We start from the raw sequence: 24,411 nt of genomic DNA, 5'->3' as shown, positions 1-24,411 counted from the left end.
GGTCACGGTGGTGGCGCGGCAGTGGCGCGACGGCGCGGCGACGGCAGTCCGGCGGCCGGGTGGCATGTCAGCCGCCTGCTCCCCCGTCTCAGCCCACCGGCAGGACCTCGGCCAGCCAGGTGTCGACGGCGCGGTAGAAGGCCTGCGGGTCGCTGCGACGCACCTGGTGGCCGGCCCCGGGCACGAGGACCGGGGTGATGCGGGGGTTGCGGGCGGCGGCGGCCAGGCCCTCGCTGCCCACGCGGGCGCTGCCGGGCCGGTCGCCGGTGAGCAGCAGGGCGGGGACCTCGAGGGCGGCCATGGCCTCGTCCCAGGGGACCTCGGGGGCGACGACGCCGGAGAGCAGCAGGCCCGGGTCGGTGCGCTGGGAGGCCCATACACCCGGGAGGGCCTCGGCGTCGGGCATGGTCTCCAGGGCGCGGCCGACGGCGGCCGGCAGGTCGGCGACCTCGGTGGCGCGGGCCCGCTCCCGGGCGGCGCCGCGGGCCAGGAGCTCGCGCGGGCTGCGGGTGCCGAAGCGGGCCGGGTCCTCCAGGACGACGCCGCAGAGCAGGTCGGGGCGACGGACGGCGGCCACCATGGCAGTGGCCGCGCCCATCGAGTGGCCGATGACCACTGGGGCGGGCGGCGTCGGCAGGCCCAGGGCGGCCCGGCCGCGCGAGGCTGCCTCCAACTCCTCCAGGACGGCGATGAGGTCCTCCACAAGGACCTCCCCGGCCCGCTCGAGCTCGGCCGGCTCCCACCGCGGGGACAGGCCGTGCCCGCGGGCGTCGACCGCCACGACCCGGTAGCCGCGGCCCACCCAGTGGTCGATGGCCTCGGCCAGGGAGACCGCGGAGCCGGTGATGCCGTGGAGTAGGACCAGGGTGGGGGCGTCGTCGGGCCCCGTAACGATGCGCGCCAGTGAAGTCATGGCCCCATCCTGCCTCGTGACTGCCCCGTAGGCTGAGCCCATGAGCGAGACGAGCCAGCAGAGCACGCCGAGGATGAACGTCGAGTCCTTCAACCTGGACCACACCAAGGTGGCCGCGCCCTACGTGCGCGTCGCCGACCGCAAGGAGCTGCCCGGCGGGGACGTGCTCGTCAAGTACGACGTGCGGTTCTGCCAGCCCAACCACGAGCACCTGGAGATGGAGGCCGTGCACTCCATCGAGCACCTGAGCGCCGAGCTCATGCGCAACCACACCGACCGGCTCATCGACTTCTCCCCCATGGGCTGCCAGACCGGCTTCTACGCCCTCATGCTGGGGGTGGAGACCGAGGAGTTCCTGCCACTGCTGGAGGCGACCTTCCGCGACATCCTCACTGCTCAGGAGGTGCCGGCGGCCAACGAGGTCCAGTGCGGCTGGGGGGCGAACCACTCGCTGGCCGCCGCCCAGGAGGCGGTGCGCGACTTCCTCGCCGCCCGCGAGGAGTGGACGCAGGTCATGGCCTGACGCAGCCGCGCGGCCCTGTGTCGCCCGCCCGGGGACTCTCTCCCAGCCGGGGACGTCCTGCGCGCCCGGGGACACTCCCGCCCAGCCGGGGACATTCCCTCCCGGCTGGGGGCAACCTGCGCGTGCGGGGACAGGATTCCGGTCCCCGACGGCGTCGAACGCCCCCGCCCGGAAGGACACGCACCCGGCCGCGCGGAATGTCCCCGCCGGCGAGACGCAGAGCCGGCACAACCAAGCACCACCAAGACCGGGAACCGAGGAGAGGGAGGAGAGGACCGTCCTCACAGTCTGGCAACACCCAGCCTGGCACAGTCATGGGGCGAGACAGCGCGCCGTCGCCGGGCTCCGACGTCGGGCCCGGTCCAGCACCGGCACCAACAGCATCCTGAATCGCACTCAGCCCACCCCCGCCCACCCTGTGCCCGCGCCGCGAGGCACCGAGACGAAGAGAACCTGACGCACGTGGAGAGCATCGAGACCGTCACCATCACCAACCCCGCCAACCCCATCCTCATCTGGTGGGTCATCGCTCAGCCGCTGCTGCTCCTGCTGTCCTTCCTCGTGGGGCGGCTGACGCGGTTCCTGCTGCGCGGGCGAGTCTCCGTGTCGGGTGCGGCGGCCACGCTCATCGCGCTTGTCGGCTTGTGGCTGGGGCTGCTGCTGGCGGGGTGGATCTTCGACGAGGGCGACCTGTTCTCGTTCAAGATGCTGGCGACCTCCTGCGGCGTGGCGGTCGTGGTGCTGGTGGCAACCTCCGCGGTGCTGGCGCGCGTCCAGCACCATCCCACGCTGCTGCCGATCGCGGAGGTCGCCCAGATGGGCGAGTCCGACCGCCTGGAGTTCAAGTCCTCGGCGCGCTGGAACCTGCGCACGGACAAGCGCGATGAGGCTATGGAGGAGATCGTGGCCAAGACGGTGGCGGCCTTCATGAACTCCGCGGGCGGCACGCTCCTGCTCGGCATCGATGACGGCGGCAACCTCATCGGGCTCGGCCCCGACTACACGACCCTCAAGCAGCCCGACGCCGACCGTTTCGAGCTGTGGCTGCGCGGCATGTGGCGCACACGCATGGGCACGAACGCGGCGGCGCTGCCGCAGGTGGACTTCGCGCCCACCCCGGACGGGACCGCGGAGGTGTGCCGGGTGACGGCACCCCCATCCCCGCTGCCGGTCTACCTCAAGCCGGCCAAAGGGCACGACGGAGCGGCGCTGTGGGTGCGGGTCGGCAACTCGACGCGGCGCCTGGAGGTGGACGACGCGGTCGACTACGTCATGCTGCGCTGGCCGCGGATCAACCACGTGGCCTGGCCGATCCGGCTGGGGAACTTCCTGCTGCGCCGCGACCAGTCGCGCCGGGCACTGCCCATCAACCCGGCCGCGGCCGTCACCGCCGCCACGGGCTCCCGGGACGACGAGGGCGCGGGTCAGTAGGGCGTCGTAGACCATGGGGCGCCGGAACACAGTGGGGCCCCGGACCTGGTGATGGGGTGCGGCACGGCACGGCACAGCGGTGGTGCGAAGCACGGCCCGGCGGACGCAACGGACTGGCCCGATACGTACGGGGACATCCTGCGCGTCCGGGGACACGTCCGCACCACCGGGGACATCCTGCGCGTGCGGGGACCGTATTCCTGTCCCCGACGGCGTCGAACGACCCCGCCCGAAACGACACGCACCCGGCCGCGCGGAATGTCCCCGGCAAGGGCGGGCCGGCGGCAATCCACCTGACCCGCCCTCGCCAGACCCCGCGAGCGCGGGCTCAGGACACGACAGCGGCCTGCCTGTCCTCGGCGTCCGCGGCGCCCTCAGCATCCTCGGCCTCATCGCCCGAGCTGTCCGTCACCGGTCGGGCGGACTCGCCTGCGGCAGCCTCCTCCTGCTCCAGTGCCTGCTCCAAGCCCTCCCCCTCGACGTCGACGACGGGGAGCAGCCGGTCCAGCCATGCCGGCAGCCACCAGGCCTTCTCTCCCAGCGCCGCCATGAGCGCAGGGATGAGGGTCATGCGCACGAGGAAGGCGTCGGCGGCGATCCCGACGGTCAGGCCAAGGGCGATGGGCTTGACGTACACGTTGTCGGTGTGGACGAAGGCCATGAAGACGCCGATCATGATGACGGCCGCCGCGACCACGACCTTCGCGCTGCCCAGGAATCCGGTCTCGACCGCCGCCACGGCCACCTCACGGCGAGCCTCGGGCGTCGCAGCAGTCGCGTCACCACGCCTCCGGGTCCACTCCTCGCGCATGCGTGAGACGAGGAAGACCTGGTAGTCCATGGCCAGCCCGAACAGGACTCCCATGACGATGACCGGCAGGAAGGAGATGACGGCGCCGACCTTGGAGACGGCCAGGAGGTCGGCAGCCCAGCCCCAGCCGAAGACGGCCCCCACAGCGCCCATGCCCGCGCCCAGAGACAGCAGGTACCCGAGGGTCGCGGTCACGGGAACGGCGATGGAGCGGAAGACCACCATGAGGAGGATGAGCGAGAGGCCCACCACCACGATGCCGAAGGGGATGAGGGCGGCGTTGAGCTCCTCGGCGACGTCGATCGCGACAGCGGTCTGACCGGTGACCATGACGTTGCTGAGCCCATAGCGGCTCTCATAGTCACCGGCGTGGGAGCGGATGTTGCGCACGAGCTCCATCGTGGAGGGGTCGGCCTGCGATTTCTCGGGGCGGAGCTGGACGAAGGCGAGGGTCCCGTCCTCGTTGGGAGTGGCCAGGGAGACACCCTCGACGCCGTCGAGCTGGGAGAGGTCACGGGCCAGACCCTGGACCGCGGCGACGGAGCCGGAGGGCTGAGAGATGTCAGCGATCACGACGATCGGGGAGTTGTAGCCCTCGCCGTAGGCCTCGGCAACGGCGTCGTAGGTCTCGCGCTGCTGCGACCCCTTCTCAGCGAAGCCGTTGTCGGTCAGGGCGAGGCGCAGGCCGCTGACGGGGACGGCGCACAGTCCCAGAAGGACGACGACGGCGCCGATGGTCACCCAGGGGCGGCGGGTCACCGTGCGCACCCAGCGGGAGGCCGGCCTCCGGTCCGCGTCCGCGCCGACGCCGGCGGCCCTACGACGCCGCGGGAGCAGGCGCTGACCGAGGAGGCCGATGAGAGCGGGCACGACCGTCAGCGCCACGAGCACGGCCACTGCCACGACCGCTGCCGAGGCCAGCCCCATCGTGGTCAGGAACCTGATGCCGGCCACGCTCAAACCGCACAGGGCCACGATGACCGTGGTGCCGGCGAAGACGACGGCCCCTCCGGAGGTGGCGGTGGCCCGCCCCGCGGCCTCGGCCGGATCGACACCGTCGGCGAGGTACTCGCGCGCCCGCGAGACGATGAATAGGGCGTAGTCGATGCCGACCGCCAGTCCGATCATGACGGCCAGGACCGGGGTGGTGGAGTTGATGTCGGTGAAGCTTGCTGTCGCGAGGATGCCGAGCATGCCGACGCCCACGCCGACGGCGGCGGCGATGAGCGGGGTACCCGCGGCCACGAGGGAGCCGAAGGTGATGAGCAGGACGATCGCGGCGATGGCGACGCCGACGAGCTCAACGGCGGAGATGCCGATCCCCACCTCCTGGTCGATGTTGCCGCTGCGCTGGACTGTCAGGGACGGGTCCATGGCCTCGGCGCGCTCGGCGAGGGTGTCGAGGTCCTGGGCGACGGTCTTGGCCTTCGGTGTGGTTCCGGTGGTGATGGAGCCGACCGAGGCGTCCGTCTGCACCTGGACGAGTACGTGGGTACCGTCCGCGGAGACGGTTGACGCGACACCGGCGGTCTTGTCCCCGAAGGGCGGGGAAACCGTGGCGACGCCGTCGATCTGCGATGCCCGAAGAGCAAAGGCGTTGACCGCCGGGGCGTGGTTCTCGATGCGGCCGTTGGAGCTGGTGATGAGGACCTGCTCGCTGGTGCCCGCCGCCTGGGGAAGCCGACCGGTGAGGACCTCCAGACCCCGCATCGACTCGGTACCGGAGATGGTGAAGGTGTCGTCGAGCTGGATACCGGTGGTGGCGACGACACCGCCGAGGGCAGCGATGAGCAGCGCCCAGGCCGCAAGGACCCGGGTGGCGTGACGAGCGCACCATCGTCCCAGGGATAGGAGGAAGTTGGACATGGCGGACCTTTCAGAAGGTACAGAGATGATCGAATTCGATACGCAAACGTACTGGATACATTCATGTATTGAAACCCAGGACGTTGTGACTCCTCACACCCCTATGGCGCCGGTAAGGTGGGCGGTCTCATGACACCGAGCACCGACCCGCCCGCCGCCGAGCGCACGCTGCGCAAGCGGGAGAACACCCGCGCCCGCCTCATCGAGGCGGCTGCGGACATCGTCGCCTCCAAGGGCATCGCCAGCACTCGCATTGACGACGTCGTCAAGAAAGCCGGCTTCACCCGAGGCGCCTTCTACTCCAACTACTCCTCGCTCCAGGACATCCTGACCGAGGCCATCGTCATGCGCTCCAACACCTTGCTGTCACGGGTCACGCAGGCCATCGACTCCTTCGAGGGCACCCCCACGATGGACTCGCTCGTGGAGCTGCTCGAGGCCATCCGCCCCGAGGCCCGCACCATCTACCTGCTGACCACCGAGTACTCCCTCTTCCAGCTGCGCAACCCCGACAGCCCGACGATCCCCGGGACGGCGCGCGCCGACTTCACCGCCAGACTGTCCGGAACGGTCGAGAAGGTTCTCGCCCGCATGGGGCGCCGCCCCACCGTCCCCACGGCGAGCCTGGCCGACCTCGTCAGCCTGCTCTTCATGGACTCGATCACTGAGAACACGGACTGCGACAGGCTGCGAGACCTCATCGAGGCGGTCATCACCGGGCTGAGCACGCCGACGCAGACCGGCGACGCCTGACGTCGCTCCACACCAGAGCTTGCCTCCTGGCGAAGCGAGAATTCCACCCCGACAGAAGGCCACCGCCCCACCGACCCCCACTGCACGCTCTCTACAGCGCCTCGACAGAGTTGCCGTGCGGCGAATCTGTCCAGATGGGACGACTTTGAATCACGGCACCCGCACCGCGGTCTACAAAAGCCCAGGTCATCGCCCTGTTACTTCCTGATAGTGGCTGCGATCGGCCGTCAATGCCGTCCCCTCTGGACAAAACGGACACACCTCAGTCCACAACCCCCCACTCCAGCAAGGCGCGTTTTGATGATGTTTGACATCATTTAGGTATGGATAAGTCATCCAGGATCGAGGGACTGCTGGCGCGTCTCGCCGCTTACCAGGGAGCAGCGCGCCTGAGCACGCTGTGCAGCACGCGGACCGAGCGTCGTCTGGTTGCCCGAGCCGCCGCCGACGGGCTCGTCACTCTTCACCCGAACCACGTGGCCGCGCTGAAGGGCGCCGACCCTCGTTTCATCCTCTGCCGACGCATCAGGGGTGTCATCACCTGTGCCCACGCGATGCGGCACTACGGCCTACCGCTGCAATCAGCGCCCACAACGTTGCATATCGCCATCCCCTGCAACCAGGGTCACATACCGGACGCAATCGGACGCGTCGTCACCCATCGGTTGAGTGGACTCATTCTGCCCGCCGCAGATGCGGCACCGGTGGCACCCGTGGAGCCAGCACTCATCTGTTACCTGCGTTGTGCGGATGAGCTTGATGCACTCATCGCGCTCGATGCGGCCCTTCGACTTGGTCTGACGACCCGTTCTCAGCTTGAGAGCCTCCTACGGGGTCCGCGAAACCACCGCTCCCGCACGCTTGTGTCGCGGTCGCTCCCCGATGCCCGCTCTCTTCTGGAGACGATCGCTCGTTACGAGCTGGAAGAGGCGGGATACCGGCCGGCGACGGCAGTGTTCGTCCCGGGCGTTGGAGAGGTGGATCTGGTGCTGACAGCTCATCCACACGACCTCATCCCCGGTCTCACGCCCGACACCAAGGCGCTTCGAGCAGACAGTCACCCAGCACTTCTCATCGAGACGGACGGCTACGCCTTTCATTCCTCCCATCTCGACTGGGAGCACGACCACCTGCGCGACCAGGCCGCACTCACCGCGAGTCACGTTCCAGTGCGTCTGACTAGCCGACAGGTCCTCCAGCACAGCACGGTCGATATTGTCGCCCCCATCGCCATGCGCATGGGGATCACCCCGATCATCCCGCTCCAGGCAGGGTGATGGCACTCTTACCTCATAGGTTCCGAGTGCGACGGGCACGGCAGATGAACCGGAGGGAACCGTCACCTGGATCGTTGGCGGGCGCATCCCGCCGCATCTGCCCCGCCCAGGAACCAGACGCCCCAGCTCTTGACCCGCGGACGTATGACGGCAGCATGTCTTCAGAGCAACGACACCGGCAGAGTCACCATGCAGCGATTCTGTCCATCTGGGACGACTTTGAATCACGGCACCCGCACCGCGGTCTACAAAAGCCCAGGTCATCGCCCTGTTACTTCCTGATAGTGGCTGCGATCGGCCGTCAAAGCCGTCCCCTCTGGACACTTTCAGGGCTCGGCCGCCCCTGTAGGCTCGGCGCGTGAGTCGCACCAGTGCCGCACCTGTCATCGTCTCCTGCGCCATGGCCGAGGAGGCCCAGCCCTTCCTGGACGCCCTGCCCAAGCGCGCGGCTGCCCAGGCGCCGACCCTGCCGGGGGCCGCACGCGCCTGGTCCCTCCAGCTTCCCGACGGCGAGCGCGAGCTCATCGTCGTGCGCAGCGGCATTGGGCTCGTGGCGGCCGCGAGCGCACTGGCGACGGTCCTGGCTCAGGTCCGCCCCAGCGCCGTCGTCTCGGCGGGAACCACCGGCGGGCTCGGCCGCCAGGTAGAGGTCGGCGACGTGTGCGCCTCGGCGACCCTGGCCTACACCGACGCCGACGCCACCGCCTTCGGCTACGCCCGCGGCCAGACCCCGGGCCAGCCGGAGACCTTCGCCGGGGATGCGGCCCTGCTGGAGCGCCTGGAGCAGGTGGGCCAGGAGGCCCTGCGCGGCGCCACGGCGTCGTCGGGCTCGGCGCGACTGCGCGTCGGTCAGATGCTGGCCGGCAACTCCTTCGTGACGGCCGCGAACGTCGCCGACACCCGTGAGGTCTTCCCCGCGGCACTGAGCACAGACATGGAGTCGACGGCGCTGGCGCAGGTGGCGGCGGGCGCCGGCGTCCCCTTCGTCTCGGTGCGCGGCGTGTCCGACCTGTGCGGCCCCGAGGCGGGCCAGGACTTCCACATCGCCGCCGAGGACGCCGCCGCCCGCAGCGCCGCGGTCGTCCTGGCCCTGCTCAGCTGAGTCGCTGACGCCGCCCGCGCCTCCCTCCCCACCCACACTTCGACAGAATCTTCAGAATCGACCCGGAGCCGCGTCGTTTATGAAGTTTTGGTCGATTTGCCGGGCGCCGCTCAGTCGGCCTGGCGCAGGCGGGCCTCGACGCGCTCGACCTTCGCGGTCATCTGGCCGGTCCAGCCGGGGCGGATGTCGGCCTTGAGGACGAGCGCCACGCGTGGGCTCACCTCGGCGACCGCCTCGCAGGCCCGCTTGACCACGTCCATGCACTCATCCCACTCGCCCTCGACCGTGGTGAACATCGACGTCGTCTCATAAGGCAGGCCGGAGTCGCGCACCACGCGCACAGCCCGGGCCACCGCCTCGGAGACCGAACCGTCAGGGGCGTCAGTGGTGGTCGGGGACACGGAGAAGGCGACAAGCATGCGGCCAGGCTAGCCCCGTGCCGCCACCCGGAGCCGCCCTCAACGTGGGGCTGACCCGTGAGGAGATCGTCGAGGCGATCCTGCACGCCTCGGTCTACGCCGGTTTCCCGCGGGCGCTCAACGCCACCTTCGTGGCCCGCGAGGTCTTCGCCGGGCGCGACGCGACCGACTGATCGTCTGCACCGCCCCGTCGCACGGCCTCAGCGGGTCACCAAAGAGGCGTGCGTGTCCACATCGGAGACAAAGGCGGGCTCCACGTGCACACCGCCGCCAAGAAACCGCATGATTCCGCGGTTCTATTGACGGCCTCATCGGGTCGCGGGCTTCTTTGTCTCCGATGTGGACATCGAGGGCTCACTCGGACCGGCTCCGGCGGCCCGGAGGCACTCCCCCGCCCACCACCAGGATCCGCGCCTACAGCGCCACGAGGACCTGAACCATGACGATCTTGACGACGATGGCCAAGGCGAACAGGGTCGCGTAGCCGGCCTCGATGCGCTCGTCATCGCGCTTTGACAGGGCGAAGGCGAGGATCGCGGGCTGCCCGACGAGCCCGGCCAGGCCACCGGAGGCGCGCTGCGCGGACACCCCGGCCCACCGCGCCCCGGCCAGCAGGACGATCGCATTGACCACCACGATGAGCGCGGCGAGCACCCCCACCTTGAGTCCCGTCATCGAGAAGGCCGAGGCCGCGAAGTCCGGCCCCGAGGCCAGCCCGATCGCAGCCAGGAAGAACAGCAGCCCCAGCTGGCGAATGGTGGAGTTGGCGGCATGCGGCAGCCCCCACACGAAGGGCCCGGTGCGCCCCACCCACCCCAGGACCATGCCGACGACGAGCGGCCCGGCCGCCACCCCGAGCCGCAGCGTGATGCCACCGGGCAGCGGGATCGCCACCAGCCCCAGGAGCACCCCGAGCGCCATGCCTGCCCCGACGGAGAAGGCGTCGATCTGGGCGATGGAGCGCTCGGAGTCGCCGAACCAGTCGGCGGCCTTCTCCAGCTCGTCGCTGGGGACGACCGCCAGCACCCGGTCGCCGAGCTCCAGGACGAGGTCCTCGCGGGCCAGCAGGTCCAGGTCACCGCGCTTGACGCGGGTGATGACGCCCTGGAAGCGCCCGGGCATGTCCACCTCGGCGATCGTGCGCCCGGCCACCCGTGTCGAGGAGACGGTCAGGCGCCGGAAGTCGACGGCGGTGCGGTCCTTGGCCAGGCAGTTGTGGAGCCCGGTGCCCAGGTCGTGCATGGCGGACTCGACGGCGGCCGGCGCCCCGACGATGACGACCTTGTCCCCGGGCAGCAGCTCCTCACCGGGGGCCACGACCCGGGTCTCACCGTCGCGCTCCAGGTAGGAGATACGGATGCGGCCCTCCTTGAAGGCCTTCATCTCGCCCAGGGCCACCCGCTGCAGGAGGTAGACGCTGGTGGCGGTGATGCCGTCGGCGCTGGCGGGCCGCGGGTCGCGCCGCCCGGGCCAGGTGCGCCCCACGACCCCGGCCACGATGAGGATGGCGACGGCGACGCCCACGGGGTAGGCCAGGGCGTAGCCGACGGCGGGCTCCTGGGTCCCGGCCGCCTCGATGGCGGCGTCGAGCACCGGTGAGGTCAGGGCCCCCGCGTAAGCGCCGGAGTCCATGGCGGGGCTCACCCCGGTCAGGTGGGAGTAGAGGCCGCCCGCCGCACCGGCGATCACGAGCGCGACGACGCACAGCGCCATGAGCGGCAGCTGCCTGCGCAGGTCACGGAAGAAGGTGTTGCCTGCGGCCAGTCCCACGGTGTAGCAGAACAGGGCCAGGCCGAGGCTGCGCAGCAGGGTGAGGTCGGCGCCGAGCCGGGGGTCGAGGGCGCCCACCGCGAGGCCCACGAAGAGCGCCCCGGCGGCGCCGAAGCGGATCGGCCCCAGCGGGATCTGCCCGACGGCGGTCCCCAGGCCGATGACGAGGAAGACGGTGAGGATCGGCGCCTGCGCGAGGACGTCGAGAACGGGATGAAGCACGGACACGACGCCAGGTTAGCCGCAGGCCCCGGGCACCCCGAACCCCGCGCACCGGTCCCGACCCGGGCCCGCCGGCATCATGCGCGACGCCGCACAGCAGCCACCGGAAGCATTATTCAATAGGTGGGATAAATGGTGCTGATATCGGAGCAGAGGGACGAACGCCCCGCCGCCGGACTCAGGATTGCTTCCTTTCCGCCACCAGGAGGAATACCCTGGGAGAGTCACCGCAGACGATGACGTCACACCTTTTCTCGACGACGAGAACGGAATCCCGATGCCCCAGAAAGAAGCCTCTCTGCCGACCTACTCACCGGAGGAGGAGAAGCGGATCATCCGCAACGCCGACGGCGTCCCCGTCGGCATACGTCCTGACAATCGATGGACACCCGCTCGGATCGCCACATGGGTGGCCATCACTGCCCTGGGCGTCCTGGGGTGGTGGATGCTGGCGGTCGTGCGCGGCGAGCACGTCAACACCATCTGGTTCGTGGTCACCGCCGTGTGCACCTACGCGATCGGGTACCGCTTCTACGCCCTTTACATCCAGCGGCGCATCATGCGCCCCGACGACACCAACGCCACCCCGGCCGAGCGCATCAACAACGGGCGCGACTTCGACCCCACCCACCGCGTCGTCCTCTACGGCCATCACTTCGCGGCCATTGCCGGCGCTGGCCCGCTGGTCGGCCCGGTCCTGGCCGCCCAGATGGGCTACCTGCCCGGCACCCTGTGGATCATCATCGGCGTGCTCGTGGCCGGCGCCGTCCAGGACATGCTCGTCCTGTTCTTCTCCATGCGCCGCGGCGGCCGCTCCCTGGGCCAGATGGCCACTGACGAGATCGGCCGGATCGGCGGCATCGTGGCGACCATCGTCGTCTTCGTCATGCTCATGATCGTCCTGGCGGTCCTGGCCATGGTCTGCGTCAACGCCCTGGCCGCCTCCCCCTGGGGAGTCTTCTCGGTGGGCATGACCATCCCGATCGCCATCGGAATGGGCCTGTGGCTGCGCTTCGTCCAGCCCGGCAAGATCACCCAGGTCTCCTTCGTCGGCTTCGGCCTGCTCATCGCCGTCATCATCGGCGGGCGCTGGGTGGCCGAGTCCTCCTTCGGCCACTACCTGCACCTGTCCCCCAAGACCCTGGTGTGGGCCATGATTATCTACGGCTTCCTGGCCGCGGTCCTGCCGGTGTGGGTCCTGCTCACCCCGCGCGACTACCTGTCGACCTTCATGAAGGTCGGCACGATCACGATCCTGGCCCTGGGCATCATCATCGTGCGCCCCCTGGTGGAGATGTCCGCCGTCACCGAGTTCGCCTTCAACACCGCGGGCCCGGTCTTCGCCGGCACCCTCTTCCCCTTCCTGTTCATCACCATCGCCTGCGGCGCCCTGTCCGGCATGCACGCCATGGTCTCCTCGGGCACCAGCCCCAAGATGGTGGAGAAGGAGACTCAGGTCCGCATGATCGGCTACGGCGGCATGCTCATGGAGTCCTTCGTGGCCATCATGGCGCTGGCCGCCGCGGTCTCGCTGAGCCCGGGCATCTACTTCTCCATGAACACCTCGACGGCGACCATGAACAAGCTCGCCGGCCCCGAGACGGTGGCCGCGGCCCCCTGCAAGACCACCGACGACCCCGAGCACCACTGCGAGAAGCTCGCCGAGGTCGCCGTCGGCAACCTCGGTGTCACCGACGCCCAGGGCCACAAGCCCACCCCCAAGTGGGACTCCTGGGACGACAACGGCAACCCCAAGACCTACACGGGTGCCGAGGCCCTGGAGCGCCTGGCCAGCGACGTCGGCGAGCCCAACGTCGTCTCGCGCACCGGCGGCGCCCCCACCCTGTCGGTGGGCATCGCCCACATCCTCCACCAGATCGGCGGAGGCCGGGCCATGATGGGCTTCTGGTACCACTTCGCCATCATGTTCGAGGCCCTGTTCATCCTCTCGGCCGTCGACGCCGTCACCCGCGTGGCCCGCTTCCAGCTCTCCGACGCGCTGGGCAACGCCTTCCCCAAGTTCAAGGACCCGTCCTGGCACGTGGGCGCCTGGGGGACCACGGCGGTCGTCGTCGCCTCCTGGGGGGCGCTGCTCCTCATGGGTGTCACCGATCCGCGCGGCGGCATCCAGACGCTCTACCCGCTGTTCGGTATCGCCAACCAGCTCATCGCGGCCGTGGCGCTTCTGGTGGTCACCGTCATGGTGGTGCGCAAGGGCTACACGAAGTGGGTGTGGATCCCCGCGATCCCGCTGGTCTTCGACACGGCCGTCACCTTCACGGCCTCGTGGCAGAAGATCTTCTCCAGCGACCCGCTCGTGGGCTACTTCCAGCAGCATCAGGAGGCCGTGGCCAAGCTGGGCACGCTCACCGACCCGGCCAAGATCGAGGAGACCCGGGCGATCGTGCGCAACACGATGATTCAGGGGACGCTGTCGATCATCTTCCTGGTCATGGTGGCCTTCGTCATGGTCTGCGCCCTCATCCGTATCGTCCAGACGCTCCGCAACCGGGACACGACGACGTCGGAGGACCCGTACCAGGAGTCCAACTTCTACGCGCCCGAGACGATGATCGCCTCCTCGCTCATGAAGAAGGTCTCCCGGGAGTACGAGCAGGTGGGCGACCCGGCCCTCATCCCGCACAAGGCCCACGCGGAGAAGTCATGACACCTTCTCCTTCGACGCCGCAGCAGGCGGATCGGGCAAGCGCCCGACATCGGGTCCGCCAGGTCCTGACCCGAGCCCGCACCCTGTGGCGGGACATGACCGGGGAGTCCGCCTATGACCGCTACCTGGAGCGCTACGCCCGCGAGCACGCGCAGTGCCCCCACGGACACGGGGGCGCCCACGGTTCTGAGCACGGCTCGGGGCACGGTCCCATGAGTGAGCGCGAGTTCTGGCGAGCCCGGGCCAAGCAGGCCGAGACGGAGATCAACGCCAGCTGTTGCTGAGCCGGGGCCGCTCCCGCACTCTGATGTGCTCTGATCGTTACCGCCCGCCTTCCGGGGTTCCCGGAGGGCGGGCGGTAGCGTCGTGAGCGTGCCCGCCCAGCAGCCCGCGCCCGACGCACTGACGTCAGCCGAGTCCCCTGACACCTCCTGGGGGACATCACCGGCGTCGGCCGCGTCGCCGTCGGCCGGCCGCGCCACGGACCTCCAGCCCTCCAAGCCTCATCCCCCGGGCCGAGCCTCCTACGAGCGGATCGCCCGCGTCGCGGCGGTCATCCTCCTGGCCATCGTCTGCGTGGCGGTGGTGTGGCCCTCCGGGCGTGAGGTCGCCGAGCTCAAGGACACCATAGGACCGGGCTTCCTCAGCTCCGAGGGCAAGGACATCGTCCTCAACCTGGTGATGCTGGCACCGGCCACCTTCTGCGCGGTCGTAGGCTGGCGGGACATCCCCTGGTGGATGTGGGCGCTGGTGGGTTGCGTGGTCGGGCTGAGCGCCGAGGTGCTCCAGAGCCTCCTGCCGATGCTGGAACGGCGCCCCTCGCTGGCCAATGTCGGTCAGAACGCCGTCGGCGCCTGGATCGGGGCCCTGGCCGCCTGGTACCTCCTGCGCCGCCTGCACCCGCACCCCGCCTCCGCCTGACTCCCCCGTCACACGGGAGCCACGCCGCACCGCCCCGCCGCGGGCCCCGAACAAGGCGGCCAACCAGGAACCGGAGACAGCGAAAGGCCCGGACCATGTGGCCCGGGCCTTTCCGTTCTGTGCGCGGGGGGGGACTCGAACCCCCATGATCGTAAGATCACACGGACCTGAACCGTGCGCGTCTACCAATTCCGCCACTCGCGCGAGAAGCGAGCATGAGACTAGCCTGCCATCCCCGCCCGCGTCCAATCCTCACCGCCATATCCGGCCGTGAGACCGCTCACGACACAATTACCTCACACAGAGGGGGCCGTCTTCCCTGCGATGGCTTCGCTACCGTTACGATGGGAACGGTATCGGCCTGCACGCAGGTCCGTGCAGGCCCATAGCGAGGCGGGACAGTCCCGTCTCCCGGCTCCATCCCGGGGGCCGCCACACCATATTTGGGGGAGGTACTGTCCATGGGATTCCTGGACAAGTTCGAGAAGGGCGTCGAGAACGTCACGAACCGCGCCATGTCCCGTTTCTCGGACGACATCGAGCCCATCGAGATCGCCTCGAAGCTCCGCGAGACCATGGACAAGCGCGCCGCGTCCTTCGCCCGCGACCGCTCCGTGGTTCCCAACATCTTCCGCATCCACCTCACCCCGCCGAGCATCGAGCGCATCACCGCCTGGGGCCAGGACGAGATGGTGCGTCAGATGGAGGAGGTCGCCACCTCGCACGCCGCGGACCAGGGCTACTCCTTCGTCGGCCCGGTCGAGGTCTCCTTCCTCGTCAACAACAACCCCAACGCCCCGGCCATCGAGATCGAGTCCTCCACGCGACGCGGCGCCGCCGCTCCGGCCGCCTCCGCCACCGCCACCCCAGCGCACCCGATCGTCGACATCAACGGCCAGCGCTACCTGCTCACCGGACCGGTCACCGTCATCGGGCGCGGCTCGGAGGCGGACATCATCGTCGACGACTCCGGCGTCTCCCGCCGTCACCTGGAGATCCGCCTGACGCACGGCAACGCCATCGCCAGCGACCTGGGCTCCACCAACGGCACCTTCGTCGAGGGCCAGCGGGTCGACGCCGTCACGCTCGTGGACGGCAACACCCTCACCATCGGCCGCACCCAGATCCTGTTCTGGGATGGCACCCAGAACAGCGGAGTCAACGGTTGAGCGCACTCGCCTTCACGATCCTACGGCTGGGCTATCTGGTCCTGCTCTGGTTCTTCCTGTACCTCATCGTGCGCGTCATGCGCCGCGATATGGCCGACTCCCCCGTCGCCGGCCCGTCACGTCGACGCTCCGCGGGCGGCTCCGAGCAGCCCTCGGGCCCACCCCCCAGGGGCCGACGCCGCAGCGCCACCCGCCTGGTCATCACCGAGGGCCCCCTGGCCGGCTCGACCGTGCCCCTGAGCCCCTCGTCGATCATCATCGGCCGCTCACCCTCCTGCACCCTGGTCCTCGATGACTCCTACGCCTCATCGCGCCACGCCCGCGTCTTCCCCAAGGACGGCGCCTGGTGGCTGGAGGACCTGGGATCCACCAACGGAACCATGATGGACGGCCGCCCCGTGCACGGCGCCGTGGAGCTCCCCATGAACATTCCTGTCAGAATCGGCCAAACGACGCTGGAGCTGCGCTCATGACCATCTCCCTGCGCTTCGCCGCACGCTCCGACGTCGGCCTGGTCCGCCAGTCCAACCAGGACTCGGGCTACGCCGGCCCCCACCTGTGCCTTCTGTGCGACGGGATGGGCGGACCTGCGGGCGGAGACATCGCCTCGGCGGTCGCCGTCGAGCACCTCATGCCCCTGGACGCCGACTCCCACCAGGCCGGCGAGCTGTTGGGCCTCATGCGCGACGCCGTCCAGGCCGCCCACACCGAGCTCGTCACCCTGTCCTCGCAGGACCCCGACCTCGCCGGCCTGGGCACCACCTGCATCGGCGTCATGCGCAGCGGCAACAAGCTCGCCATGGTCCACGTGGGCGACTCACGCGCCTACATGCTGCGTGACGGCACCCTCACCCAGGTCACCACCGACCACACCTTCGTGGAGTACCTCGTGGAGACCGGGCGCCTGACCCGGGACCAAGCCCGTCAGCACCCGCAGCGCTCCGTCCTCCTGCGCGTCCTGGGGGACACTGAGGGCGAGGTCCAGCTCGACGAGTCGATCCGCGAGGCCGTTCCCGGTGACCGCTGGCTGCTGTGCTCCGACGGCCTGAGCGGCCCGGTGACCGCCGAGACCATCGGTGAGGTCCTGGCCGGCGTCGCCGACCCCGGTCAGGCCGCCGACCAGCTCATCGACCTGGCCCTGCGCGCCGGCGGACCAGACAACGTGACCGCCGTCGTCTTCGACGTCGTCAAGGACGACCCCGAGCCCCAGACCGTCCCGCAGGTGGTGGGCAGCGCCGCCACCGAGCGCCTCGCCCAGGAGCGCGCCGCCGCCGCCCACCGTGCCGGTGACGAGCAGGCCGAGGCCAAGGACACCGAGGCCGCCAGCCCCGCCGCCAAGGCCGCAGCCCTCATGGCCACCCTGGAGGACAAGCCCGAGGCCGCCTCCGCCAAGGAGTCCTCCGAGGTCGACGAGGCCATCGCCGCCGAGGCCGCCACCCAGGAGAAGGCCCGACGCCGCCACCGCCGTCGGGTCCTCGTGGGCAGCCTCGTCCTGCTGGCCACGCTCGTCGGCGCCAGCGCCCTGTTCTACCGCTGGACCCAGACCCGCTACTACGTCTCCACCTACAAGGGCGAGGTCGCCATCTACCAGGGGATCCCCCAGTCCGTCGGCCCGCTCAAGCTGAGCCACTCGGTCAAGACCTACGCGGACCTGCCCGTCGAGGCCCTCGATCACAACATCCGTGAGCGCCTGGAGGCCACCGTCACCCAGTCGTCGATGAGCGCCGCGGAGACCTACGTGGACAAGACGGTCCGCTCCTACCGCAAGCAGGCCCCCGCCCCGCAGGGCACCGCGAGCCCCACGGCCAAGCCCTCCTCCTCGTCCTCCTCCACCCCGTCGCCGGCCTCCGCCACACCGACCCAGCCCGCCAAGCCCGGGCAGGAGGGGTGAGATGACTGCTGCTCCCGGTCCCCTGGGCGCCCCCGCAGGCGTCGCGACCATCCAGCCCGCCGGCGTCGCTCGATACTCGGGACGCTGGGCGGAGGCGGCGCTGCTCGGCGTCGCCCTGGTCCTGGGGCTGGGCGGCTTCGTGCTCACCGCTCTCAACCGCACCGGCTCCTCCCCGGCGCAGACCGTGGGCGTGGCCATCGCCTTCCTCGTCCTGACCGTCCTCATGCACCTGTGTGTGCGCTACGCCGCCCCGTGGGCCGATCCGGTGCTCCTGCCGACGGCGGTGGCGCTCAACGGGATCGGCCTGGCCATGATCCGGCGCCTGGACCTGGCCTATGAGGTCAACGAGCAGTGGCAGTTCTATGTGGGCTCCAAGCAGCTGGTCTGGACGCTGCTGGGCGTCATCCTCTTCGCCGTCACGCTCCTCCTGCTGCGCGACTACCGGCGCCTACGACGCTGGGACCGGTGGGCCATGTGGTCCGGCCTGGTCTTCCTCGTCCTTCCCTTCATCCCGGGGATCGGCCAGAGCATCAACGGCGCCCGCATCTGGATCCGGATCGGCCCGATGAGCTTCCAGCCGGCCGAGCTGTCCAAGGTGCTGCTGGCGGTCTTCTTCGCCTCCTACCTCGTGGCCAACCGGGACAACCTGGCCCTGGCGGGCCGCAAGGTCCTGTGGATGAGCCTGCCGCGCGCCCGGCACCTGGGCCCCCTGTTCATCGTGTGGGGCGTGAGCATCGGCGTCCTGGTCCTCCAGAAGGACCTGGGTTCCTCGGTGCTGCTGTTCGGCCTGTTCGTCGTCGTCCTGTACGTGGCCACTGACCGGCCCTCCTGGCTGCTCATCGGTGCCGCCCTGTTCCTCCCGGCGGCCTGGTTCGCGGCCACGCACCTCAACCACGTCCAGCAGCGCATCAACGGCTGGCTCCACGCCACCGACAATGCCGTGTACAACGCAGCGGGCGGTTCCTGGCAGCTGCTGACGGGCATGTTCGGGATGTCCACCGGCGGGCTCATGGGCGCCGGCTGGGGCAAGGGCTCACCGACCCTGGTCACCTTCGCCAACTCCGACTTCATCTTCGCCTCACTGGGTGAGGAGCTGGGGCTGACCGGCACGCTCGTCCTGCTCATGCTCTACCTCGTCCTCATCCAGCGGGGACTGCGCACCGCCGTCTCGCTGCGCGACGGCTTCGGCAAGCTCCTGGCCGTGGGCCTGTCCTTCGCCATCGCCCTGCAGATCTTCGTGGTCATCGGCGGTGTCACCCGGCTCATCCCACTGACGGGGCTGACCCTGCCCTTCCTGGCCTACGGCGGCTCCTCACTCATCGCCAACTGGATCATCCTGGCTCTCCTGCTGCGCCTGTCCGACGCCGCCCGGCGGCCGGCCACCCACGCACCGCGGATCATCGACACCGCCGAGCTGCCGCTGTCCCTGCGCCGTCGGGTCCAGGACGCCGGGTCCGAGGACTCGATGGCCCAGGCCGCTGATGACGCACCGGCTGGAGGCGCACCGGCTGACGCCGGGGGCTACGCCTCCCCGTCGGCCGCACCCGGCTTCGGCAGCCTGGAGGATGACGCCCGGCCCGCCGTCGCCGTCAGTCCGGAGGCGCCGCCTCCGCCGCACACCGCACCGGACGGGGAGACCCTGCGCTCATCGCGGGCCCCGGGCTTCACTGAGGACACTGACAGGAGGCAGCTGCCATGAACCGACAGATCCGTCAGGTCGCCTTCCTGGTGCTGGTCATGTTCGCCACGCTGGCCCTGTCCGTCACCAGCGTCCAGGGACTGGCCCGCCCCTCCGTGTGGGAGTCGTGGTCGGCCAACGGGGCCCTCAACTCCGACCCGCGCAACCGCCGTACCGTCAGCCGCAACTTCGACACCGAGCGGGGCCCGATCCTCCTGGCCGGCGGCACCACGATCGCCAGCACCCAGAAGTCCGACGACGGCCAGGGATCTGAGGACTATCAGCGCGTCTACGCCAACGGACCGCTCTACGCTCCGGTGACCGGGTACTTCTCTCCCGCCTTCGCCTCCATGACCGGCATGGAGAAGGAGGGCAACTCCGTGCTCAACGGGGACGACCCCTCCCTGTTCTCCTCCCGGATCAAGACCCTCATCACCGGTGACTCCCAGCGGGGCGGGGCCGTGGAGCTGACCATTAAGCCCGAGATCCAGCAGGCCGCCTATGACGCCCTGGCCGGGCGTGAGGGCGCCGTCGTCGCCCTGGACCCCAAGACCGGGGCCATCCTGGCGCTGGTCTCCACCCCCTCCTACGACCCCTCGGCCTTCGCGACCCGCAATGGGAACGCCGCCAATGAGGCCAATGCGACCCTCAGCCAGGACTCCTCCCGTCCCCTGGACAACCGGGCCATCGCCGGCAACCGCTACCCGCCGGGGTCGACCTTCAAGATCCTCACCACGGCGGCGGCGCTGCGCACCGGCAAGATCAAGCCCGATCAGGAGGTCGACGCCCCCGACACCATCACCCTGCCGGGCACCAGCCACTCCCTGGAGAACTACGGAGGGGAGTCCTGCGGCGGTGGTCGGACCACCTTCTCCCACGCCTTCGCCGAGTCCTGCAACACTCCTTTCGCGCAGCTGGCCATGAACGTCGGCGAGGAGGAGCTCTCCAAGGAGGCGAAAAACTGGGGCTTCGACTCTGACCTGTCCATCCCGTTGAAGGTCACGCCGTCGACCTACCCGCACAACGACTCCCAGGCGCAGACCGCGATGGCCGGCATCGGTCAGGCCTCGGTGCAGGCGACCCCGCTCATGATGGCGATGGTGGCCGCCACCGTAGCCAACAAGGGCGAGCAGATGACCCCCTACCTGGTCTCGCGCATCCTGGACCCCGACCTCAACGAGGTCAGCTCCACCTCCACGAAGGTGGCCCGCACCCCGATCGACTCGGCTACCGCCAGCTCCCTGTCCTCCCTCATGCAGACCGCCGTCGCCGAGGGCACGGGCACCAGCGCCCAGGTCTCCGGGGTCCAGGTGGCCGGCAAGACCGGTACCGCCGAGACCGGCACGGACAGCGGCCCCACCACCTGGTTCGTGGGCTTCGCCGGCACCGACATCGACAAGCCTGAGATCGCCCTGGCCGTCGTGCTCGACGGCAATGCGGAGACCGAGGACGGCGCCACCGGCGGCAAGATCGCCGGCCCCGTCGCCGCCCAGGTCATCGATGCGGCGGTGAACCAGTGAAACCTGTTGCCGGGCTCCAGCTCCAGGGCCGCTACGAGCTGGTCGAGCAGATCGCTCTGGGCGGCATGGGCCAGGTGTGGCGCGCCACCGACCTGCGCTCGGGTCGAGCCGTGGCCGCCAAGATCCTGCGCCCCGAGCTGACCGGTGATGAGATCTTCCTGTCCCGCCTGCGTGCGGAGGCCAAGAACTCCAAGGGGCTGCGCCACCCGAACCTCGCCGTCGTCCTGGACTCCGGGGAGAAGGACGGGACCGGCTGGCTCATCATGGAGCTCGTCCAGGGGCGCGCCCTGTCCGACATCATCGCCGAGAAGGGGACCCTGTCGCCCGCCGAGATCCTGCCGGTCCTGGCGCAGGTGGCCCGCGCCCTGCAGGTCGTCCACGACTCCGGCGTCGTCCACCGGGACGTCAAGCCCTCCAACATCCTCATCAACCGCGAGGGCCTGGCCAAGCTCACCGACTTCGGCATCTCCACCGGCATCAACCAGCGCCCGCTGACGGCCTCTGGCATGGTGATGGGCACCGCCCAGTATCTCGCCCCCGAGCAGGCCATGGGGAACATGGCCACCCCGGCCGGCGACCTCTACGGGCTGGGCATCATCGCCTACGAGGCCCTGGTGGGGCGGCGCCCCTTCAGCGGAGCCACCCAGGTCGATATCGCCTTCGCGCACGTCAACGAGGAGGTGCCCGCCCTCCCCGACGCCGTCCCGCCCCAGGTCCAGGCCATCATCCTCAAGCTGCTCGCCAAGAAGCCCTCCGACCGGCCGCACTCCGCCCGCGAGGTGGCCCGCGCCCTGGACCGGGCGGTGGTGAACCTGCCCACGGACGCGTGGGATCCCCGTGAGGCGCTCAGCTGGGAGTCCACTGGCCGCCGCGGCCCGCAGACCCGCGAGCTGCCCCGGCCCGCCACCGTGCGGCCCGGCCGTCACGCGGCCGAGGAGCCGACGCCGTCGCGCACCGCCCGGCACGCCTCGGGACGCTCCTTCCTCGGCCTCAACCTGCTGACGCTCAGGGCCCTCATCCCGGCGCTCTCGCTCATCACCCTGCACAGCACAGGTACGCTTGCCCATGCGCATCAGGTCGTGCCAGCCTTGATGCTGAGCATCCCTGTCAAGGAGGTACTGTGACCAGTCAGTTCCCCCAGGTCCTCGCGGGCCGTTACGAGATCCGCGACCTCATCGGACGTGGTGGTATGGCAGAGGTGCACCTCGGCTACGACACTCGCCTGTCGCGAGTCGTAGCCATCAAGCTGCTGCGTTCGGACATCGCCGGCGACCCCACCTTCCAGGCCCGCTTCCGCCGGGAGGCCCAGTCCGCGGCGGCCCTCAACCACCCCGCCGTCGTCGCCGTCTACGACTCCGGGGAGGAGGAGCTCCTCCAGCCCGGTGGCGCCAGCCGCACCGTCCCCTACATCGTCATGGAGTACATCGAGGGGCACACGGTGCGTGAGCTCCTCAGCGAGGGCGAGGCCGTCCCGATCGCGGAGGCCGCGGAGATCGTCTCCGGGGTCCTGGACGCCCTGGAGTACTCCCACCGGGTGGGGATCGTCCACCGTGACATCAAGCCCGGAAACATCATGCTGACCTCCACCGGCGCCGTGAAGGTCATGGACTTCGGCATTGCGCGGGCCATTGAGGACTCCGCCTCCACGGTCACCCAGACCCACACGGTGGTGGGCACCGCCCAGTACCTCTCCCCGGAGCAGGCCCGCGGCGAGTCCGTGGACGCCCGCTCGGACCTGTACTCCACCGGGTGTCTTCTCTACGAGCTGCTCACCGGCCAGCCGCCCTTCCAGGGCGACTCAGCCGTGGCCATCGCCTACCAGCACGTGCGGGAGATTCCCAAGCGCCCCTCCTCGCTGGCGGCCGATGTGCCCGAGTCCCTGGACCGGGTGATCCTCAAGTCCCTGGCCAAGAGCCGCGAGGACCGCTATCAGGACGCCGCCCACATGCGCGCCGACCTGCAGGCGGCCGCCCGGGGCCTGTCTGTGGCCGCGCCGGCCGCTGACTCCTGGTCCCCGGCCACCTCAGTCATGGCCTCACCGGCTGCCGAACCGGTTCAGCCCACCTCTTCCTTCGCCCAGGTGCCCTCCGGGGCCTCTCCGATGCAGGCGGCCAAGGAGGCCGAAGAGCCCGAGGAGAAGCCCAAGAGCCACGCCTGGGTCTGGGTCCTCGTGTTCCTGCTGTTCGTGGCGCTGGCCGTCGTCGCCGGACGGTGGGCCTCGGGGGCCTTCGACAACGTACCCACCCCGACGCCGAGTCCGACCATCAGCAAGGTGGAGGTCCCCGACACCTCCGGTCAGGACGAGGAATCGGCCAAGAAGACCATTGAGGACGCCGGCCTGAAGTTCGCCAAGGACGAGGTCGCCAACGAGGAGGTCGGTGCGGGACTGGCCGTCTCCTCCGACCCGGGCAAGGGCACGAAGGTCGAGCCGGGCTCCACCGTCACCGTGCACTTCTCCACCGGATCGGCGATGGTCAAGGTTCCCGACCTGTCCGGCAAGACTCAGGAGGACGCCCGCAAGGCCCTCAAGGAGGCCGGGCTCGAGGGCGGAAACACCTCCCAGGAGGACTCCGCCACGGTCGCGAAGGACCGGGTCATCTACACCAACCCACAGGCGGGGAACTCCGTTGCGCGCGGCACCACGGTGGACCTGGTGCTCTCCACCGGGAACACCTCCGTCCCCGACGTCTCGGGCCAGGACGAGGCCACGGCGAAGAAGTCCATCGAGGACGCCGGCCTGCAGTTCAAGAAGGGCGACGACGTGGCCTCTGCGGAGGTCGAGCGCGGCAAGGCCGTCTCCTCCAACCCGGCCGCGGGCACCAGCGTCTCCGCGGGAGACACGATCACCGTGAGCTTCTCCAGCGGCGCGGCCACACAGGCGCCGAACGGCACAGTGACGGTGCCCGATGTCAGTAAGAAGACTGTCCAGGAGGCAACAACCGAGTTGCAGAAGGTTGGTCTGAACGTCGGTGTCCAGTCCGACAAGCCCTCCAAGGATGTGGACACCGGTAGGGTCATCGGCACTGATCCAAAGGGCGGCACTAAGGTTCCTGCTGGAACGACCGTCAACCTCACGGTCTCCTCCGGTAAAGACGGTGACGACAACAATCAACAGCAGCCGGGTAACCCCAATCCCGGCGGCGGGGGCGCCAACAACGGCGGCGTGGGCTGAGCGCCTGACGGTCCATGGCGCCGCGCGAGGGGTGTCCCCGTCGCTCAGCAGGTGACTGGTGCTCCAGGCTTTCCTGGCCTGGGACACCAGTCACGTCCTTTCGATGGGGCCGTGTCGTGACGATCACCGTCAGCCCCGGAGGTGCGGCCAGCCCTGCGCGTCGGGATGCACCCGCTGTCGTCATGTCACTCCTTGCGTGGGAGTAACCGACCCCGGGGGTCCGTCACTGGGTGGGGTCAGGTGGTGTTTGCACCGTTGATGATGTCGTTGAGTTTCTCAGTTGGGGTCTGTCCGTTCAAGACGAT

19 protein-coding genes, 1 tRNA gene and 1 pseudogene are annotated in these 24,411 nt (G+C 69.7%); 16 read left to right on the top strand and 5 right to left on the bottom strand.

Annotation, left to right across the window (positions count from 1 at the left end; genetic code table 11):
• Positions 1-88: 88 nt before the first annotated feature.
• On the bottom strand, positions 89-913 hold the full coding sequence (locus AB7V09_RS10130) for an alpha/beta fold hydrolase (RefSeq protein ID WP_419143661.1): 825 nt from the start codon (positions 911-913) through the stop codon (positions 89-91).
• Between the two features lie 40 nt (positions 914-953).
• Between AB7V09_RS10130 and AB7V09_RS10125 the strand changes: the two genes are divergently transcribed.
• Together AB7V09_RS10125 and AB7V09_RS10120 are read left to right on the top strand one after the other, a co-directional pair.
• Positions 954-1,436 (top strand): S-ribosylhomocysteine lyase, encoded by a 483-nt coding sequence (locus tag AB7V09_RS10125; RefSeq protein ID WP_009406873.1) that lies wholly within the window; start codon positions 954-956, stop codon positions 1,434-1,436.
• A gap of 462 nt (positions 1,437-1,898) precedes the next feature.
• Entirely contained in the window at positions 1,899-2,867 is a 969-nt protein-coding gene (locus tag AB7V09_RS10120) for a helix-turn-helix domain-containing protein (RefSeq protein ID WP_419143660.1), read from the top strand.
• A 328-nt stretch (positions 2,868-3,195) separates the two neighbouring features.
• On the opposite strand, the gene AB7V09_RS10115 is transcribed toward AB7V09_RS10120, so the two are convergent.
• Positions 3,196-5,544: an MMPL family transporter gene (locus AB7V09_RS10115; RefSeq protein ID WP_419143659.1), complete on the bottom strand. Its 2,349-nt coding sequence runs from the start codon at positions 5,542-5,544 to the stop codon at positions 3,196-3,198.
• A gap of 129 nt (positions 5,545-5,673) precedes the next feature.
• Here AB7V09_RS10115 and AB7V09_RS10110 point away from each other — a divergent pair, with 129 nt between their 5' ends.
• From AB7V09_RS10110 to mtnN, 3 genes are all read left to right on the top strand, one after another.
• The gene (locus AB7V09_RS10110) at positions 5,674-6,297 is read left to right on the top strand and encodes a TetR/AcrR family transcriptional regulator (protein WP_419143658.1); all 624 of its coding nucleotides are present in this window, start codon (positions 5,674-5,676) and stop codon (positions 6,295-6,297) included.
• Positions 6,298-6,620: 323 nt separating this feature from the next.
• Positions 6,621-7,574, top strand: a complete 954-nt coding sequence (locus tag AB7V09_RS10105; protein ID WP_009406780.1) for a hypothetical protein — start codon at positions 6,621-6,623, stop codon at positions 7,572-7,574.
• Positions 7,575-7,932: 358 nt separating this feature from the next.
• Positions 7,933-8,676: a 5'-methylthioadenosine/S-adenosylhomocysteine nucleosidase gene (mtnN, locus tag AB7V09_RS10100; protein WP_419143657.1), complete on the top strand. Its 744-nt coding sequence runs from the start codon at positions 7,933-7,935 to the stop codon at positions 8,674-8,676.
• A 110-nt stretch (positions 8,677-8,786) separates the two neighbouring features.
• Here the strand turns inward: mtnN and AB7V09_RS10095 are convergent, their stop codons facing one another.
• Positions 8,787-9,095 carry a thiamine-binding protein gene (locus tag AB7V09_RS10095; protein ID WP_003788613.1) on the bottom strand — a complete coding sequence of 103 codons (309 nt, stop codon included), beginning with the start codon at positions 9,093-9,095 and terminating at the stop codon, positions 8,787-8,789.
• 29 nt (positions 9,096-9,124) lie between these two features.
• On the opposite strand from AB7V09_RS10095, the pseudogene AB7V09_RS10090 reads away from it, so the two are divergent.
• Positions 9,125-9,268 (top strand): annotated as a pseudogene (locus AB7V09_RS10090) (carboxymuconolactone decarboxylase family protein); the annotation flags it as partial.
• Between the two features lie 241 nt (positions 9,269-9,509).
• Here the strand turns inward: AB7V09_RS10090 and AB7V09_RS10085 are convergent.
• Complete coding sequence (locus AB7V09_RS10085; RefSeq protein ID WP_075414277.1) at positions 9,510-11,093, bottom strand: aspartate:alanine exchanger family transporter; 1,584 nt, start codon at positions 11,091-11,093, stop codon at positions 9,510-9,512.
• A gap of 271 nt (positions 11,094-11,364) precedes the next feature.
• On the opposite strand from AB7V09_RS10085, the gene AB7V09_RS10080 reads away from it, so the two are divergent.
• The 3 genes from AB7V09_RS10080 (at position 11,365) to AB7V09_RS10070 (ending at position 14,676) form a co-directional block, all read left to right on the top strand.
• Positions 11,365-13,755: a carbon starvation CstA family protein gene (locus tag AB7V09_RS10080; protein WP_419143656.1), complete on the top strand. Its 2,391-nt coding sequence runs from the start codon at positions 11,365-11,367 to the stop codon at positions 13,753-13,755.
• Positions 13,752-14,039, top strand: a complete 288-nt coding sequence (locus AB7V09_RS10075; RefSeq protein WP_009406913.1) for a YbdD/YjiX family protein — start codon at positions 13,752-13,754, stop codon at positions 14,037-14,039. Before AB7V09_RS10080 ends, AB7V09_RS10075 begins: the two co-directional genes overlap by 4 nt.
• An 88-nt stretch (positions 14,040-14,127) precedes the next feature.
• On the top strand, positions 14,128-14,676 hold the full coding sequence (locus tag AB7V09_RS10070; RefSeq protein ID WP_419143655.1) for a VanZ family protein: 549 nt from the start codon (positions 14,128-14,130) through the stop codon (positions 14,674-14,676).
• A gap of 120 nt (positions 14,677-14,796) precedes the next feature.
• Here the strand turns inward: AB7V09_RS10070 and AB7V09_RS10065 are convergent.
• Positions 14,797-14,880: transfer RNA gene (locus AB7V09_RS10065), tRNA-Leu, on the bottom strand.
• Positions 14,881-15,137: 257 nt separating this feature from the next.
• Between AB7V09_RS10065 and AB7V09_RS10060 the strand changes: the two genes are divergently transcribed.
• From AB7V09_RS10060 to pknB, 7 genes are read left to right on the top strand one after another with little or no spacing between them, the layout of a single operon-like run.
• Positions 15,138-15,845 (top strand): FhaA domain-containing protein, encoded by a 708-nt coding sequence (locus AB7V09_RS10060; protein WP_003788601.1) that lies wholly within the window; start codon positions 15,138-15,140, stop codon positions 15,843-15,845.
• On the top strand, positions 15,842-16,318 hold the full coding sequence (locus AB7V09_RS10055; RefSeq protein WP_003788599.1) for an FHA domain-containing protein FhaB/FipA: 477 nt from the start codon (positions 15,842-15,844) through the stop codon (positions 16,316-16,318). The genes AB7V09_RS10060 and AB7V09_RS10055 overlap by 4 nt, the downstream gene beginning before the upstream one ends.
• Positions 16,315-17,736 carry a PP2C family protein-serine/threonine phosphatase gene (locus AB7V09_RS10050; RefSeq protein WP_075253678.1) on the top strand — a complete coding sequence of 474 codons (1,422 nt, stop codon included), beginning with the start codon at positions 16,315-16,317 and terminating at the stop codon, positions 17,734-17,736. Before AB7V09_RS10055 ends, AB7V09_RS10050 begins: the two co-directional genes overlap by 4 nt.
• 1 nt (position 17,737) lies before the next feature.
• A complete protein-coding gene (locus AB7V09_RS10045) occupies positions 17,738-19,435 on the top strand; it encodes an FtsW/RodA/SpoVE family cell cycle protein (protein ID WP_075414280.1) in 1,698 nt (565 codons plus the stop codon).
• The gene (locus AB7V09_RS10040) at positions 19,432-20,934 is read left to right on the top strand and encodes a peptidoglycan D,D-transpeptidase FtsI family protein (protein WP_009406764.1); all 1,503 of its coding nucleotides are present in this window, start codon (positions 19,432-19,434) and stop codon (positions 20,932-20,934) included. Before AB7V09_RS10045 ends, AB7V09_RS10040 begins: the two co-directional genes overlap by 4 nt.
• Entirely contained in the window at positions 20,931-22,058 is a 1,128-nt protein-coding gene (locus tag AB7V09_RS10035; protein ID WP_009406845.1) for a serine/threonine-protein kinase, read from the top strand. Before AB7V09_RS10040 ends, AB7V09_RS10035 begins: the two co-directional genes overlap by 4 nt.
• A complete protein-coding gene (gene pknB / locus AB7V09_RS10030; protein WP_419143654.1) occupies positions 22,055-24,106 on the top strand; it encodes a Stk1 family PASTA domain-containing Ser/Thr kinase in 2,052 nt (683 codons plus the stop codon). Before AB7V09_RS10035 ends, pknB begins: the two co-directional genes overlap by 4 nt.
• Positions 24,107-24,411: the final 305 nt, after the last annotated feature.

It is taken from the genome of Actinomyces sp. SKVG-SVH-4(1), assembly GCF_048514265.1.
In the GTDB taxonomy this organism is placed as follows: Bacteria; Actinomycetota; Actinomycetes; order Actinomycetales; family Actinomycetaceae; genus Actinomyces; species Actinomyces oris.
Note: the sequence above shows the minus strand (reverse complement) of the source record. Positions and strands in the feature narration are given on the sequence as shown.

Bases quoted from the DNA above. Each gene is read 5' to 3' on its own strand.
- AB7V09_RS10040 (WP_009406764.1), top strand. From the start codon at position 19,432: ATGAACCGACAGATCCGTCAGGTCGCCTTCCTGGTGCTGGTCATGTTC.
- AB7V09_RS10125 (WP_009406873.1), top strand. From the start codon at position 954: ATGAGCGAGACGAGCCAGCAGAGCACGCCGAGGATGAACGTCGAGTCC.
- AB7V09_RS10115 (WP_419143659.1), bottom strand. From the start codon at position 5,544: ATGTCCAACTTCCTCCTATCCCTGGGACGATGGTGCGCTCGTCACGCC.
- AB7V09_RS10105 (WP_009406780.1), top strand. From the start codon at position 6,621: ATGGATAAGTCATCCAGGATCGAGGGACTGCTGGCGCGTCTCGCCGCT.
- AB7V09_RS10080 (WP_419143656.1), top strand. From the start codon at position 11,365: ATGCCCCAGAAAGAAGCCTCTCTGCCGACCTACTCACCGGAGGAGGAG.
- AB7V09_RS10060 (WP_003788601.1), top strand. From the start codon at position 15,138: ATGGGATTCCTGGACAAGTTCGAGAAGGGCGTCGAGAACGTCACGAAC.
- AB7V09_RS10050 (WP_075253678.1), top strand. From the start codon at position 16,315: ATGACCATCTCCCTGCGCTTCGCCGCACGCTCCGACGTCGGCCTGGTC.
- AB7V09_RS10075 (WP_009406913.1), top strand. From the start codon at position 13,752: ATGACACCTTCTCCTTCGACGCCGCAGCAGGCGGATCGGGCAAGCGCC.
- AB7V09_RS10130 (WP_419143661.1), bottom strand. From the start codon at position 913: ATGACTTCACTGGCGCGCATCGTTACGGGGCCCGACGACGCCCCCACC.
- AB7V09_RS10110 (WP_419143658.1), top strand. From the start codon at position 5,674: ATGACACCGAGCACCGACCCGCCCGCCGCCGAGCGCACGCTGCGCAAG.
- AB7V09_RS10045 (WP_075414280.1), top strand. From the start codon at position 17,738: ATGACTGCTGCTCCCGGTCCCCTGGGCGCCCCCGCAGGCGTCGCGACC.
- AB7V09_RS10095 (WP_003788613.1), bottom strand. From the start codon at position 9,095: ATGCTTGTCGCCTTCTCCGTGTCCCCGACCACCACTGACGCCCCTGAC.